Genomic DNA, 14,836 nt, shown 5'->3' on the forward strand with positions numbered 1-14,836 from the left:
TAGACAAGGTGAAAACTCTCTAATGGCCGATTGGCAGTCCCTCGATCCCGAGGCCGCTCGTGAAGCGGAAAAATATGAAAACCCTATTCCTAGCCGCGAACTGATCCTGGCGCACCTCGCCGATCGGGGTTCGCCTGCTGCCCGCGAGCAACTGGTCGAAGAGTTTGGTCTGACCACAGAAGACCAGATCGAAGCCCTGCGCCGTCGCCTGCGCGCCATGGAGCGCGACGCTCAACTGATCTATACCCGTCGTGGCACGTACGCGCCGGTCGACAAGCTTGACCTGATCCTTGGTCGCATCAGCGGTCACCGTGACGGTTTCGGCTTCCTGGTGCCGGACGATGGCAGCGACGATCTGTTCATGAGCCCGGCGCAGATGCGTCTGGTGTTCGATGGCGACCGTGCACTGGCGCGTGTTTCCGGTCTTGACCGTCGCGGTCGCCGCGAAGGCGTGATCGTCGAAGTGGTGTCGCGTGCTCACGAAACCATCGTTGGTCGCTACTTCGAAGAAGGCGGCATCGGTTTTGTCGTCGCAGACAATCCGAAGATCCAGCAAGAAGTGCTGGTCACGCCGGGCCGTAACGCCAACGCGCAGATCGGTCAGTTCGTTGAGGTGAAAATCACCCACTGGCCAACGCCGCGCTTCCAGCCGCAAGGTGACGTGGTCGAAGTGGTCGGCAACTACATGGCGCCGGGCATGGAGATCGATGTCGCCCTGCGCACCTACGACATTCCGCATGTCTGGCCTGAAGCCGTTCTGAAAGAAGCGGCCAAGCTCAAGCCGGAAGTCGAAGAAAAAGACAAAGAGAAGCGCGTCGACCTGCGCCATCTGCCGTTCGTCACCATCGACGGTGAAGATGCCCGCGACTTCGACGATGCTGTTTATTGTGAAGCCAAACCGGGCAAGCTGCGCCTGTTCTCCGGCGGCTGGAAGTTGTACGTGGCGATTGCCGACGTTTCCAGCTACGTGAAGATCGGCTCGGCGCTGGACAACGAAGCACAAGTGCGCGGCAACTCGGTGTACTTCCCCGAGCGTGTAGTGCCGATGCTGCCTGAGCAACTGTCCAACGGTCTGTGCTCGCTGAACCCGCACGTCGATCGTCTGGCCATGGTTTGCGAGATGACCATCTCCAAGTCCGGCGAAATGACCGACTACTGCTTCTATGAAGCGGTGATCCATTCCCATGCTCGTCTGACGTACAACAAAGTCAGTGCGATGCTTGAAACGCCGAAAATCACCGAGGCGCGTCAGCTTCGCGGTGAGTACAACGATGTTCTGCCGCACCTCAAGCAGCTTTATGCGCTGTACAAGGTTCTGCTGGCTGCCCGTCACGTCCGTGGCGCGATCGATTTCGAAACGCAGGAAACCCGAATCATCTTCGGTACCGAGCGCAAGATTGCCGAAATTCGTCCGACCACCCGTAACGATGCGCACAAGCTGATCGAGGAATGCATGCTGGCGGCTAACGTGGCCACCGCCGAATTCCTCAAGAAGCACGAAATTCCTGCGCTGTACCGCGTCCACGACGGTCCGCCACCGGAGCGTCTGGAAAAACTGCGCGCGTTCCTTGGCGAACTCGGTTTGTCCCTGCACAAAGGCAAGGACGGTCCATCGCCGAAGGACTATCAGGCATTGCTGGCAAGCATCAAGGATCGTCCGGATTTCCACCTGATCCAGACCGTGATGTTGCGTTCGCTGAGCCAGGCGGTGTACAGCGCTGACAACCAGGGCCACTTCGGCCTGAATTACGAAGCCTATACCCACTTCACTTCGCCGATCCGTCGTTACCCGGATTTGCTCACGCACCGCGCGATCCGCAGCGTGATCCATTCGAAACAGGACACCCCGCACGTTCGCCGTGCCGGTGCGATGACCATTCCGAAGGCGCGCATCTATCCGTACGACGAAGCAGCGCTGGAGCAGCTCGGCGAGCAATGCTCGATGAGCGAACGCCGTGCCGACGAAGCGACCCGCGACGTCGTGAACTGGCTCAAGTGCGAGTTCATGAAGGATCGCGTGGGCGAATCGTTCCCGGGCGTGATCACCGCAGTGACCGGTTTTGGTCTGTTCGTCGAGCTGACCGATATCTACGTCGAAGGCCTGGTGCACGTCACCGCGCTGCCGGGCGATTACTACCACTTCGATCCTGTGCATCACCGCCTGGCGGGCGAGCGCACCGGTCGTAGCTTCCGTCTGGGCGATACCGTTGAGGTGCGCGTCATGCGTGTCGACCTCGACGAGCGCAAGATCGACTTCGAGATGGCGGAGAAAACCATCAGCGCGCCGATCGGTCGCAAAAAGCGTGGTGCTGAAACTGCCGCGCCAGCCGCCAAGGAAAAAGCCGAAGCAGCTCCTGCGAAAAGCGCTGGTCGTCGTCCAGCCAAAGAGAAAGCTGCCGAAGCCTATCGCCCAAGCGACGCCGTAGCGAAGAACGCCGAGCTGCGCAAAAGCCGTGAAATGAAGAAAGCTCTGCTTTCCGATGCCAAAAACGGTGGTAAAGCGGCGTCCGGGGGAAAGACCGGACGGTCGGCGCCTGAAAAGGCCTCCGGCGGCAAGCCAGCAAAACCGAGCAAACACCGTAAAGGCCCGCCAAAAGCGGGTTCTGCTCCAGCCAAAAGTGGCGGGGCACGTAAACCGAAGGCGAAGTCATGAGTCAGTTGGAAAAAATCTACGGCGTTCACGCGGTAGAAGCGTTGCTGCGTCACCACCCGAAACGCGTCAAGCAGATCTGGCTGGCGGAAAGCCGCAACGATCCGCGCGTGCAGAACCTGGTTGAACTGGCCAATGAAAATCGCGTCCAGGTCGGTCAGGCCGAGCGCCGCGAAATGGACGCCTGGGTTGAAGGTGTTCACCAAGGCGTAGTCGCGGAAGTCAGCCCGAGCCAGGTCTGGGGTGAAGCGATGCTCGACGAGCTGCTCGACCGCACCGAAGGCGCGCCACTGTTGCTGGTGCTCGACGGCGTGACCGATCCGCACAACCTCGGCGCCTGCCTGCGCTCGGCCGATGCGGCCGGCGCGCTGGCGGTGATCGTGCCGAAAGACAAATCGGCAACTTTGACGCCGGTCGTGCGTAAAGTCGCTTGCGGCGCGGCGGAAGTGATTCCGCTGGTTGCGGTGACCAACCTCGCGCGCACTCTGGAAAAGCTCCAGCAGCGCGGTCTGTGGATTGTCGGTACGGCGGGTGAGGCTGAGGTCAGCATTTATGACCAGGACCTGACCGGCCCGACCATCCTGATCATGGGCGCCGAAGGCAAAGGCATGCGTCGCTTGACTCGCGAACACTGCGACTATCTGGTGAAGCTACCGATGGCCGGTAGTGTCAGCAGTCTGAACGTGTCCGTGGCAACTGGCGTGTGCCTGTTCGAAGCGCAGCGTCAGCGCGGTGCCAAAGCCAAGGCTGCCACCAAGAAATCCTGATCTGCTGCAAATCCCCTGTAGGAGTGAGCCTGCTCGCGATAGCGGTGCAACATTCAGCATCAAAGTTGAATGTTACCCCCTCATCGCGAGCAGGCTCACTCCTACATTGTTTTGTGGGAAGGCGAAGATCGTTGGTTGTTCAAATAATCACCAATTGCCTTGCACCTCTTCTGTCCCTTCTCTACAATTGCGCCCCTTGCTGTGACGGCAGGCACGCATGTGCCCCGCGCCAGCAAGTCCATAAGTGTCATTCACTCCTTGTCTGACCGTTTTTGAGCGGCAGGCTACAACCCGTAAGGAGCATTCATGCGTCATTACGAAATCATCTTTTTGGTCCACCCGGATCAAAGCGAGCAAGTCGGCGGCATGGTTGAGCGTTACACCAAGCTGATCGAAGAAGACGGCGGCAAAATCCACCGTCTGGAAGATTGGGGCCGTCGTCAACTGGCCTACGCAATCAACAATGTTCACAAGGCTCACTACGTGATGCTGAACGTTGAGTGCACTGGCAAGGCCCTGGCCGAGCTGGAAGACAACTTCCGCTACAACGATGCAGTGATCCGTAACCTGGTCATCCGTCGCGACGAAGCCGTTACCGGCCAGTCCGAGATGCTCAAGGCTGAAGAAAACCGCAGTGAGCGCCGTGAGCGTCGCGATCGTCCTGAGCACGAAGGCGCTGAAAGCGCTGAAGGCGAAGAGAACGACAGCGATAACGCTGACGAGTAATCCACGGACCTTATTAAGGAGCCTATCAAATGGCACGTTTCTTCCGTCGTCGTAAATTCTGCCGTTTCACCGCTGAAGACGTGAAAGAGATCGATTACAAAGATCTCAACACTCTGAAAGCCTACGTATCCGAGACCGGCAAAATCGTTCCAAGCCGCATCACCGGTACCAAAGCTCGTTATCAGCGTCAGCTGGCCACCGCTATCAAGCGCGCCCGCTTCCTGGCCCTGCTGGCCTACACCGACAGCCACGGCCGCTGAGACCGGGCAGTCGACAAGTAGCAAAGGATTGAATGCATGCGTGCCTTAGCTGAGTTCATCATGCGAGGCCGTATGCAGGCCACTCTCGTGGTGGCCGGATGTGCAACATTGCCGTTGTTGTATTGGTTGGGCGCTGCCGCCGGGAGCCTTGTGCTGCTGCGGCGCGGACTGACGGACGCCCTGGGTGTTCTGTCTCTGGGGCTGCTGCCGGCATTGATCTGGTGGCTGTATGCCGATGATCCACGCGCACTTCTGGTGCTGCTGGGGTCTTCGGGACTTGCGTTGGTTTTGCGCGCAAGTGAGTCCTGGGTTCGCACGCTGCTGGTCAGCGTAGTGATTGGAGTGGTGTTTTCGGTGGTGCTCGGGGCCGCGTTTGCGGCCCAGATCGAGATGCTCGCGCAGGCCTTGATAAAGGTCATGCCGGCGCTTCTCGGTGAGACCTACAAGCAATTGTCGGTCGATGAGCAAGCGCGTTTCGCGTCCCTGATTGCACCAGTCCTGACCGGACTGATTGCGGCGCTGTTGCAAATCGTCAGCGTGCTGAGCCTGATTGTCGGGCGGCATTGGCAGGCGTTGTTGTACAACCCGGGTGGTTTTGGTCGCGAGTTTCGCGCCATCCGGATCCCGCAGGGGCCGGCGATGTTGCTGCTGGCGTTGATGCTTCTGGGCCCGAATCTCGGTGCACAGATGGCCATGTTGACGCCGTTGTGCAGTGTACCGCTGGTGTTCGCCGGACTTGCCCTGATTCATGGGCTGGTCGGGCAGAAGCGACTGGCCGGTTTCTGGCTGGTGGGGTTGTACGTCACGCTGCTGTTGTTCATGCAGCTGATCTATCCGTTGCTCGTGGTCCTGGCCATTGTCGACAGCCTGATTGATTTTCGCGGTCGTCACGTGTCGAAAGACACCGACAGCGCGAACGGTGAAGGTTAAAAGTTAGAGGATTTTCACATGCAACTGATCCTTCTGGAAAAAATCGCCAACCTGGGCAACCTGGGCGACAAAGTAAACGTTAAGGCCGGTTACGGCCGTAACTACCTGCTGCCTTTCGGCAAAGCTACCGCTGCGACCGCTGCCAACCTGGCTGCGTTCGAAGAGCGTCGTGCTGAGCTGGAAAAAGCTGCCGCAGACCGTAAAGCATCGGCTGAAAGCCGTGCTGCCCAACTGGCCGAGCTGGAAGTGACCATCACTGCCACCGCTGGCGACGAAGGCAAGCTGTTCGGTTCGATCGGTACTCACGACATCGCTGACGCACTGACCGCCTCCGGCGTTGAAGTTGCGAAAAGCGAAGTTCGTCTGCCGAACGGCACCATCCGCAACGTGGGTGAATTCGACGTGGCTGTGCACCTGCACGCCGAAGTTGAAGCCACCGTACGCGTTGTCGTGGTAGCAGCTTAAGCAACACTGATCGGCTGGCGGCTTGTCCGTCAGACGGTTAACATCGGGCACGATCCTGTTATACAGGTCGTGCCCTTTGTCTTTCTGAATTCCCTGTTTTTCCAAACAACACAAGTGGCCATGAACGATATCTCCGCTCCCGAGCAATACGATCTGCAAACCGCTGCCCTGAAGGTGCCGCCGCATTCCATCGAAGCCGAACAGGCTGTACTCGGTGGTCTGATGCTGGACAACAACGCCTGGGAACGCGTGCTCGATCAAGTCTCCGACGGCGATTTCTATCGACATGACCACCGTCTGATCTTCCGCGCGATCGCCAAACTGGCCGATCAGAACATGCCGATCGACGTCGTGACCCTGTCCGAGCAACTGGACAAGGAAGGTCAGACCTCGCAAGTCGGCGGCCTCGGTTACCTCGGCGAGCTGGCGAAAAACACGCCATCCGTCGCCAACATCAAGGCCTATGCGCAGATCGTTCGCGAACGAGCGACCTTGCGCCAGTTGATCGGCATCAGTACCGAGATCGCTGATAGCGCCTTCAACCCTGAAGGTCGTACTGCCGCCGAGATTCTTGACGAAGCCGAACGGCAGATCTTCCAGATTGCCGAGGCCCGGCCTAAAACCGGCGGCCCGGTGGGTGTGAACGATTTGCTGACCAAGGCCATCGACCGGATCGACACCTTGTTCAACACCGACAACGCCATTACCGGCCTGTCTACCGGCTACACCGACCTCGACGAGAAGACCAGCGGCCTGCAGCCGTCCGACTTGATCATCGTCGCCGGCCGTCCGTCGATGGGTAAAACCACCTTTGCGATGAACCTGGTGGAAAACGCCGTGTTGCGCAGCGAGAAGGCGGTTCTGGTGTACTCCCTCGAGATGCCAGGCGAATCGCTGATCATGCGTATGCTCTCCTCGCTGGGGCGCATCGACCAGACCAAAGTGCGTTCCGGTCAACTCGAAGACGATGACTGGCCGCGCCTGACCTCGGCGGTCAACCTGCTCAACGATCGCAAACTGTTCATCGATGACACTGCCGGTATCAGCCCGTCGGAAATGCGTGCGCGGACCCGGCGTCTGGTGCGTGAACACGGCGACGTCGGCCTGATCATGATCGACTACCTGCAACTGATGCAGATCCCCGGTTCCAGCGGTGACAACCGTACCAACGAAATTTCCGAGATCTCGCGATCCCTGAAAGCGCTGGCCAAGGAATTCAACTGCCCGGTGGTGGCGCTGTCGCAGCTCAACCGTTCCCTCGAACAGCGTCCCAACAAGCGCCCGGTAAACTCCGACTTGCGCGAATCCGGAGCGATCGAGCAGGACGCCGACGTGATCATGTTCGTGTACCGCGACGAGGTGTATCACCCGGAAACCGAACACAAGGGCATCGCCGAAATCATCATCGGCAAGCAGCGTAACGGCCCGATCGGTTTTATCCGCCTGGCGTTTATCGGCAAGTACACCCGTTTCGAAAACCTTGCCCCAGGCAGTTACAACTTCGACGACGACGAGTGACAGCAGGCCGAAGTCCATCGGCCTGCTGCGACGTATCGATTACAGCATTGCACCACTCGTTCCCGGGGTTTCCTGCGCAGGCGTGACGTCGGCAGGAGGCGCCTCGATCATTGTTCGAGGCTGCAATTCCTGCCGCGTCAGCGTCTGGATCAATGTCGCTTCGACAATCGCCAACTGCGCCGTCACATCATCGGTTTGCATGTTGTATTGAGCCTCGCTCAGCAGGCCTTGTGATGACTGGCTGTCGAGAATTTCCTGGCGATTCTGAAACGGCTGGCGACTCGCATCGAATTGCGCCTGGTATTTGTGAATGATGAAGTCCTGCCAGAAATCCATCGACACCAACGCCTGAAACTCTTCAGGCGAACCATTCAGCGTCGAGACTTTGCGATACGCCGCATCCAGCATTGCCGGGGTAACGCCAGCCATGCCGATAAACGTGAGTGCCTGTGGCTGAAACGGCAATTGCAGCCGATCCTTGAGACCAAAGCGGTAGGCCATGGTCATTTCATGGGGATCGCGTATGCGCAGGTGGTGGCTGTTTCGCAGCTCCCGGGAGGTTGCCGGATCGTCAATGATTGCCCTGCTTGAAGCGATCTCTGCCGCGGCGATGTCGTCGACCTGTTTGAGCCGGAACAATCCTTTGGACAACGCCACCAAGGGGGCGCCATTCAAATCGAGCCTGGCCTGAACGCGCGCCTTGTAAGTCATGGCCAGGACTTGCAGGTCGGTGAAGGTGGCTGCGGCAAGGTCAGTGCAACCTGCTTCGCACGCGCGATCGAACAGTTCTCGACGCAAGGTTCGCGACTGTGGATCGTCTTGGCTGATGACATCGATCACATCCCAGACCTGACGCCGGAAATCGGCATGGTGCGCACGGCTTGCGAGGATGTTGAAGAAGCCGTCTGAGCCTGGCTGCTCGCGCAACGTGCGCCATTGAGTGTTTCTGGCGAACGCTTGATCAGTGGGTAGTCCGGTGGTCCAGATCGGGGTGGGCTCTGCGGCGGTCCTTGCAATGGGGCGTTGAGCCAAAGGAAATGACGTTGTGAACAGGTTGAATCTGTTGTGAAGCCCGGTTTGCGCTTCGTCCAGTTGCATGCGATAGACGCCCATTTGTATCCGCGTCTCATCAGTAATCGGATTATTCGTCAGTAACGTGCCACTGTTCACTTGGACCGAATGCGCCAGGCGCTCCGGGGGCGGAGCAGTGACAAAGTCGGGAATCGTGGTGATCTGGTTATTGCTCAGATCGATCCGGGTCAGCAGGGGTTGATCAAACAGTCCGGTTGGCCAATGCGTGATGCCGGTGTTCGCCAGGCTGACCTCGCGCATATCGGTGATCAGGCTGAAGTCCGGGATCATACCGAGCTGGGGATTGTTGTCGATCCAGAGTGCTCTGAGTGTTGTGCGTCCGGCCAGTATCCGCGCCGTTTCTGCATTGAGCTCAAGTTGGTTGTGCTGCAGAAACAGGCGCGTCATCCCGTGCATTTCTCCTACCGCCGGGGGCAAGTCCCTGAGGCGATTGTTCGACATGTCCAGCCAGCGCACATGACGAAAACGGGTGAGGAAGCCTTCCGGTGACTCCGTCAGGTTCATGCCGCTCAATCTGAGTGAACCAACATGGCTGAAGTCGATGCTCAGATCCGGCAGGGTCGGCAAGGTCAGGCCGCTCAAGTCCAGTTCCAGACCGATCGGCGTGCCGTCGAATGCATGTTTTTGCGCTGTTTCGCGGCGCCAGCAACTGATGATCCGATCCCGCGCTGCGGTGCGGTCATTGCGGGTGGTGGCGTTGATCTGCAGTTGATTGGCACGCACGTAACGCAGGCGGTTGCCGCCCCCGGAAAAGACCCAGTCGTCGAGCTGGGTTTTCAAAAGATCGAATTCTTGTTCCAGCCCGAGCAAGCGTGGTGCAACGGTGCCTTTGTCATGATTCCAGATGAACCCTCTGCACTCCTTGATGGTTTTGCTCGGGAACAGGTTTCGATAACGCTGCGCCCTGGAGTCTTCGCTATCGAATACGGCGGGATGGGCCGGCTCCATCGGCTCGGGGTGAGACTCTTTAAGGCGTCGCCAGTAGCCGTCGAATTTTCGCCAGTACGCAGAGGGGAAGTCGTTGCCTTCAAGCCGCGTGACGTTGTTGATCCGCGCGACGACAGCCAGCGTCTCGGGTGTCGGGTTGAGGTTGGCCTGGGGAACCTCGCTCAAGCGATTGTCGCGCAGGTCCAGGTGGTTCAAAGCGGTTTTGTCGAGCAGCCCGGCAGGCCACTGACTGAGGCCTGTGTTTTTCAGGTTCAAGGCTTGCAACCCGGACATGGTGCTGAAGTCGGGCACTGCCCGCAGTTGATTGTTGGACAGATCGATCTGTTTCAACTGGTGCAGTGCACCGAGTGCCAAAGCGCTTTGCTCATCCAGTTTTATCTGGTTTGAACTCAGGTCCAGATAGTTGAGTTTGTCCATCTCGGCGATTTTTTGCGGCAGTTTATCGATGCCGGAGTTAACGATGCTCAGGCTTTCCAGATTGGGGCAATTGGACAGAAGCGTATTGGCGGTGTCCGACCAGATGACCGAGTCGAGACTGAGGGATTTGATGTGGCTGAAATCCACGGTCAGCAGGGGTAATGGACCGTACAGCGGTGGCAGTTTCAGTACGCCGTCCGATTCGCCTAGCCAGCAGCCTCTGATGATCCTTGCCAGGCGGGTGGCGTTGACTCTTTCCGGGCCCCTGGCATAGGCCGGGCCGGGTTGACTGTCGGCGATGTAGGCCTGCAGTTGCGTTTCCAGTAACGCGAAACCGGCAAGGCGTCGCGCGATCTGCTCTTCGGCGCCATCACCCAGGGCGAGCAGATATTCCCTGGCGGCTTGCGGATCCTTGTCTGGATACATATGCCGCACCATCGCCACTTCGGGAATGTCGCCATCCAGTCTGAACGCGTCGGCGCGGGGGCCGGTGCGCATCGCCGGATAGTCGGCCACTACGCGGCGCCAATAGACCTCAAGCGTTCGCCAGTAGCCGGCCGGGAAGGGATTGCCTTCAATCAGGGTAACCGAGTTGATACGGGCGATCGCCAGTAGTTCATTGCTTGACGGGGCAAGGTTCGCCTGTGGAATTTCGCGCAGTTGGTTATTGCGCAAGTCGACCACGTCCAGTGCCACCTGATCGCGTAAACCGCTGGGCCAGTGATCCAGTCCAGTGTTGCTCAGGTTCAATGACCGAAGTTGCGACATGCCGCGAAAGTCCGGGATTCTGCCAAGCGGGTTGCTCGACAGGTCGAGGTGTTCAAGCTGTTCGAGTGCGCCCAGTTTTACTGCTGTCTGCTCATCGAGCTGGATTCGGTTCGAGTTCAGCTCCAGAGCCTTGAGAACGGTCATCGGCGCGATATCGGTCGGCAGCTTATCCAGAGTGGAGTGAGTCACCGACAGTTTCTCGAGGTTGGGAAAACTGCCAAGGAAGGTATCGGCGGTGTCCGACCAGGCGACCGCTTTCAGCTCCAGAGTTCGTACATGGCTGAAATCAGCCGTCAGTGGCGCAAGGATTGCCTCTGCCAAATCAAGTTTCAGCGTCGTCCCCGTCTGCCGCTTCCAGCAACGTTTTATTTCTTCGACAGCACGCTCCACCGCGGGATGTGCAGCTTCGGTGGAGGTCTGCGAGGATGTCTTCCTGATCCAGGAAGCGAGATCCGCCTTGAGCGCCCTATAACTGGCCTCGCGTTGGGACAGATAGCCGCGGACGTCATCCCCGTGCGAATGCAGAAGCCGGGTGATCTCCTCGTTGTTGAGGGCCGGGAAGAGTTTTCGAGCGCGGGACTCTGGCGTGCGCAAATGATTGATCGCGGTGGCAAACCGTTGCAGCAAGCCGGGCTGCGCGGGGCTGCCTGGCTCGCTGCGGAACATGCCGCCGACACCGCCGACCGGCGTCCCCAGCCAGCCGTCGCGAGCATCGAAAATGATCGGCTCCGAGCGCCCGGGACGTGTGGCGATGTAAGTGTTGGTGCTGTCGCCGGCAACCGGATCTTGCGCGCGGACGATACGCATCACCGGTGTCGACGGGGTAGAGGCATCGGTGTCGTGCAGAACCTGATAACTGTGCTTGTCGATCACCGCATAGAGCTTGCCGTTGAGCCGGTGGAGGCCATCGCTGCCCCTTTGAACGTCACTGAAATCCAGTGGCGTACGGAAAGCTTCCAGGCGGGTGCTCGATAATGGCACCCCGATGGGCTCGAAGTGTTCCAGTTCATGCCAGAGTCCCGCGCTGGAGTCTCGCAGCAGCACGGGGCCCGAGGGGCTGGACTCGCTGGGCAGCCTGGCGCGATACAGTCCTGTTTGCGCATCTTTGCTGACCATCACGATGCCGCCAGGTACATCGGCATACTGGCGGCCCTTGTGCGTTCTCAAGCCGTCAGCGTTGCGATCCGACAAACCTGTGGCCGCAGGCACCCAGTAATGTTCCAGGGACTGGCTAGGCGCACGCGGATTTTCAAACGGCAACGCGGGTCGATGAATCGTGATGCTCGGAGCCGGCTCGATCGCATCGATATCGGCTGGCGTTGGTAAGCGGCCCGGTCGTGGCGTTTGCCCACCGGGTATCGAGATCTCTAAATCTGCGCGCGCTGGCAAGTCGAGGCGCGGGGTGTCCACGTCTGCCCCAGCGTTTTGGCGAACCGGGGGATTGCCGGAATTGTTGCCTCTGGGAGGCGATTTAACGGGCATGTCTTTCTATCCTTGCAGGTTTGCGCATCAGCTCGCCTGAGCGGGAGCTGATGGCAGGGGCGGCGTCATTGCCTGATTGATCGTATGGCCCTGAGTTCTTTACTCAGGCTTGGAAGGCACGCCAGCCGGGCTGGCCAGTGCAAATATTTTGCGCGCGGTCTTGCCATCGAAGGTCTGGCGCCAGATGGCCACGTGCGGCAAGCCAGCCTGTTCATCGCGGCGCTGAGCGTCGATGCCGCGTCGGCTCTGTTCGAGGGTTTTGAGGTGACCGCCTCGTGTAGTGAAACTCAGCGGCGCGGCGTTGTGCTGGTCATAGTGGAAATGTGCCTCCCATAACGGTGTGCCGTCGGTGCGATCAGTGATCGAATAAACATCGAGAAACGACTTGTCCCTGCCTTTGCCCGATTGCTTGCGCTCAACGGTTTTGCTCACGCTGACTTCTTTGGCATCCATCAGGTAGTTCAAACGCATGATGTCGAGCACGTCCCTGTTCTTGTACATGCGCACCAGAACACTTTGGCCATGCGCATCCAGTGAGTCGGCAGCGCTGCGCAATCGCGCAGCCAGGGCGAGGATCTCGGCGTCATTGGTCGCGTCATCATGGCTTTCCAGGCGTCTTGCCTGCTCGTTGAGGCTTTCCGCCTCTTTGCCCAAGCCTTCAAGAATCTCGGTCGGATTGGTTTTTTTCGCTTCGTCCACCTTGGCCTTGGCGACGTGTTGTTCAACGTCGACCAGTAACCGTTTTGCCTCGGCGACCAGTTGTGGTCTGGGTGTACTGACGATGGGTGGCCGCACTGGCAACCATTCGCCCTGTCTTTTTTCGTAGCGGGCGGATGGCGAACCGGGACGCAACGGGTCCGGCACCTTGACGATGACGTTACCGTCCAGCGCCGTTTCCGTTTCGCCGACCAGAACCCGGTACGTGCCGTGCTGGCGGACCCGGAAAATCTTTCTGGGGGCTGACGGGCGGGGGCTTTCGGAAGGGTCAGGCAGTGCTGGAAGGAAATCGAAATCGATATCGTGGTCGATGTTGGGCAGCTCGCGATCGCGCCCGATCGACTCCAGAATGTCGCTCAGCCGGTTTTCGATTCGCTTCTCGAATGGATCAATCAGATCGAGGATTTCCCTCAGATACCCGGCCCTCAAAGCATCGGTGTCAGCGTTGGCGGCCAGTTGCATTTCAAATCGGGACTTGTCCGCCCTGATCTGATCAAGGCTCAAAAGCAGCGCCATCGGATGCTCATGTTGCGGAATGTTTTTCAGGTCTGCGGTGACCAGGTCGACGGCTGAAAGCGAGGGCATGGTGGTATTGGGCGAATGCTCGGGTGTGCCCGCAAACAGGTGTATATAGAGGGTCAGCTTGTTGAAGTTGATGCGCTCGGCCGACGGAACTTGCTGCCTGATTTCTTCGAGTATCGGCGCCGCTCCGGGGTCGGCTTTTCTGATTTCTGCCAGCACCACTTCACGTTCTTCGATAAACCTCAGCTTCTTGTTCAGGTGAGGGATGATTCGCTTGCAACTGTCGGCATCGAGACTGGAGATCGTTGGCTTCACCCGCAGATCCATGGCTGCCATGAGGCGGTTCAGGAACTCGGCGCGCTCTATGCGGAAGGTGTGCAGTTCCTGCTTGAACAGCCCGCTGGCTTTCGCAAGGACCAGCCATTTCCTGTTGAGCACCAGCGACTCCACGAAATCCGCCTGTTTCTGCACATGCTTGAGCAAATGCACTTCGAGACTCAGCAGTTTTGCGATTCGCTCTGCGCTGCCTTCCGCCAGTTTCTGGGTTTGCGCCCAGAGGGTGTTATGCCGGTCCGACGAGTTCGTCAACTCCGTGTGGGCCTTGTGAAAAGGCTCATACATCTGCATCAACGTGTCTTTACTCAGGCGGACAATCTCCGCGTCCTGAATACCTCCCTTCAGGTCTGGCAAATGATAGACCCAGCGATTGCCCTCATCACGCCTGACCGACCGCGTTTCGCCGCTGCGGCTGGCCCGGAAGATATTTGCGCTGTCGATTGCCACGGGGTCTTTCGGATTGACGATGCGCCACGCTTTGTGTGTCGCCGTGGATGCACTCACATCGTGCATGACCTGATAAACCTGATTGTGCAGGGGCAGGTACAGCCTACCCTCGTGGCGCAACAACCCGTCGCTGTCGGCCTTGGCACGTGTGAGATCGAGATTGGTGTGCAACGTCTGCAGGTGAGTGTCGATCAAGGTAACGGCGTCACCGTCCTCGAGCGAATGCCACAGACCGCTGTCGCTGTCGCGCAGCAGTAGCGGACCAGAGGCCACGCGCTCGGCCGCGAGTTGGGCGCGGTAGAGGCCGGTCTGCGGATCGACCCCGACCATCACGATGCTGTCGTGCGCGACATCGACGTATTCGCGGCCCTTGTACATCCTCAAGCCCTCGGTATTGGCCCGGGGCAAACGGTCAGGTGCGAGGATACGGTAACTCTCCAGCGATTTTGGTCCCGTTGCGCCTGTTTTCACCGAGGCGGTTGTCGTGTGCGTGATGACGACGGGCGGTGGTCTTGTTACCTCAGGGCTGTCAGTGCCGTGAGCGCCGTGAGTGCCACCCGGCCGCGTTGCCGGGTGGACAGACAGGGACGGTTCAGGCCCCGTCCGTGGCGCTCGCCCGGTATTGCCTTGCTGCGGCGCATCCGGGCTGGTTGGTGTGTTGACTTTAATGCTGCCCTTGGCGGGCTGTTTGGGTGACATTGCTTCATCCTTGAAGGGTTGCCATATCAGTTGGCGCAGGCACCGGACTGATGAATGTTAAGTTTGAACGATGATTTTTTGCCGGTTACGGG

Annotated in this window: 9 protein-coding genes; 7 read left to right on the forward strand and 2 right to left on the reverse strand. The window is 58.9% G+C overall.

Annotation, left to right across the window (positions count from 1 at the left end; genetic code table 11):
* The first annotated feature begins 22 nt into the window (after positions 1–22).
* The 7 genes from rnr (at position 23) to dnaB (ending at position 7,316) form a co-directional block, all read left to right on the forward strand.
* A complete protein-coding gene (gene rnr / locus CKW38_RS18540) occupies positions 23–2,653 on the forward strand; it encodes a ribonuclease R (protein ID WP_095113501.1) in 2,631 nt (876 codons plus the stop codon).
* Complete coding sequence (rlmB, locus tag CKW38_RS18545; RefSeq protein WP_095113502.1) at positions 2,650–3,417, forward strand: 23S rRNA (guanosine(2251)-2'-O)-methyltransferase RlmB; 768 nt, start codon at positions 2,650–2,652, stop codon at positions 3,415–3,417. The genes rnr and rlmB overlap by 4 nt, the downstream gene beginning before the upstream one ends.
* 306 nt (positions 3,418–3,723) lie before the next feature.
* Entirely contained in the window at positions 3,724–4,143 is a 420-nt protein-coding gene (gene rpsF / locus CKW38_RS18550) for a 30S ribosomal protein S6 (protein ID WP_007915844.1), read from the forward strand.
* A gap of 29 nt (positions 4,144–4,172) precedes the next feature.
* Entirely contained in the window at positions 4,173–4,403 is a 231-nt protein-coding gene (gene rpsR / locus CKW38_RS18555; RefSeq protein WP_002551829.1) for a 30S ribosomal protein S18, read from the forward strand.
* A 36-nt stretch (positions 4,404–4,439) separates the two neighbouring features.
* Complete coding sequence (locus CKW38_RS18560) at positions 4,440–5,333, forward strand: hypothetical protein (protein ID WP_095113503.1); 894 nt, start codon at positions 4,440–4,442, stop codon at positions 5,331–5,333.
* Positions 5,334–5,351: 18 nt separating this feature from the next.
* The gene (gene rplI, locus CKW38_RS18565; protein ID WP_003186385.1) at positions 5,352–5,798 is read left to right on the forward strand and encodes a 50S ribosomal protein L9; all 447 of its coding nucleotides are present in this window, start codon (positions 5,352–5,354) and stop codon (positions 5,796–5,798) included.
* Between the two features lie 120 nt (positions 5,799–5,918).
* Positions 5,919–7,316: a replicative DNA helicase gene (gene dnaB / locus CKW38_RS18570; protein ID WP_007915846.1), complete on the forward strand. Its 1,398-nt coding sequence runs from the start codon at positions 5,919–5,921 to the stop codon at positions 7,314–7,316.
* 39 nt (positions 7,317–7,355) lie between these two features.
* Here the strand turns inward: dnaB and CKW38_RS18575 are convergent, their stop codons facing one another.
* Together CKW38_RS18575 and CKW38_RS18580 are read right to left on the reverse strand one after the other, a co-directional pair.
* Positions 7,356–11,750: an NEL-type E3 ubiquitin ligase domain-containing protein gene (locus tag CKW38_RS18575; RefSeq protein WP_256588408.1), complete on the reverse strand. Its 4,395-nt coding sequence runs from the start codon at positions 11,748–11,750 to the stop codon at positions 7,356–7,358.
* A gap of 372 nt (positions 11,751–12,122) precedes the next feature.
* Positions 12,123–14,744, reverse strand: a complete 2,622-nt coding sequence (locus CKW38_RS18580; protein WP_256588409.1) for a hypothetical protein — start codon at positions 14,742–14,744, stop codon at positions 12,123–12,125.
* Positions 14,745–14,836 lie beyond the last annotated feature (92 nt).

The sequence above is a fragment of the Pseudomonas sp. Irchel 3H7 genome, assembly GCF_900187605.1.
GTDB lineage: Bacteria > Pseudomonadota > Gammaproteobacteria > Pseudomonadales > Pseudomonadaceae > Aquipseudomonas.

Excerpts from the sequence above, each read along its gene's own strand:
- dnaB (WP_007915846.1), top strand. The coding sequence starts at position 5,919 with ATGAACGATATCTCCGCTCCCGAGCAATACGATCTGCAAACCGCTGCC.
- rpsR (WP_002551829.1), top strand. The coding sequence starts at position 4,173 with ATGGCACGTTTCTTCCGTCGTCGTAAATTCTGCCGTTTCACCGCTGAA.
- rlmB (WP_095113502.1), top strand. The coding sequence starts at position 2,650 with ATGAGTCAGTTGGAAAAAATCTACGGCGTTCACGCGGTAGAAGCGTTG.
- CKW38_RS18560 (WP_095113503.1), top strand. The coding sequence starts at position 4,440 with ATGCGTGCCTTAGCTGAGTTCATCATGCGAGGCCGTATGCAGGCCACT.
- rpsF (WP_007915844.1), top strand. The coding sequence starts at position 3,724 with ATGCGTCATTACGAAATCATCTTTTTGGTCCACCCGGATCAAAGCGAG.
- rplI (WP_003186385.1), top strand. The coding sequence starts at position 5,352 with ATGCAACTGATCCTTCTGGAAAAAATCGCCAACCTGGGCAACCTGGGC.
- rnr (WP_095113501.1), top strand. The coding sequence starts at position 23 with ATGGCCGATTGGCAGTCCCTCGATCCCGAGGCCGCTCGTGAAGCGGAA.
- CKW38_RS18580 (WP_256588409.1), bottom strand. The coding sequence starts at position 14,744 with ATGTCACCCAAACAGCCCGCCAAGGGCAGCATTAAAGTCAACACACCA.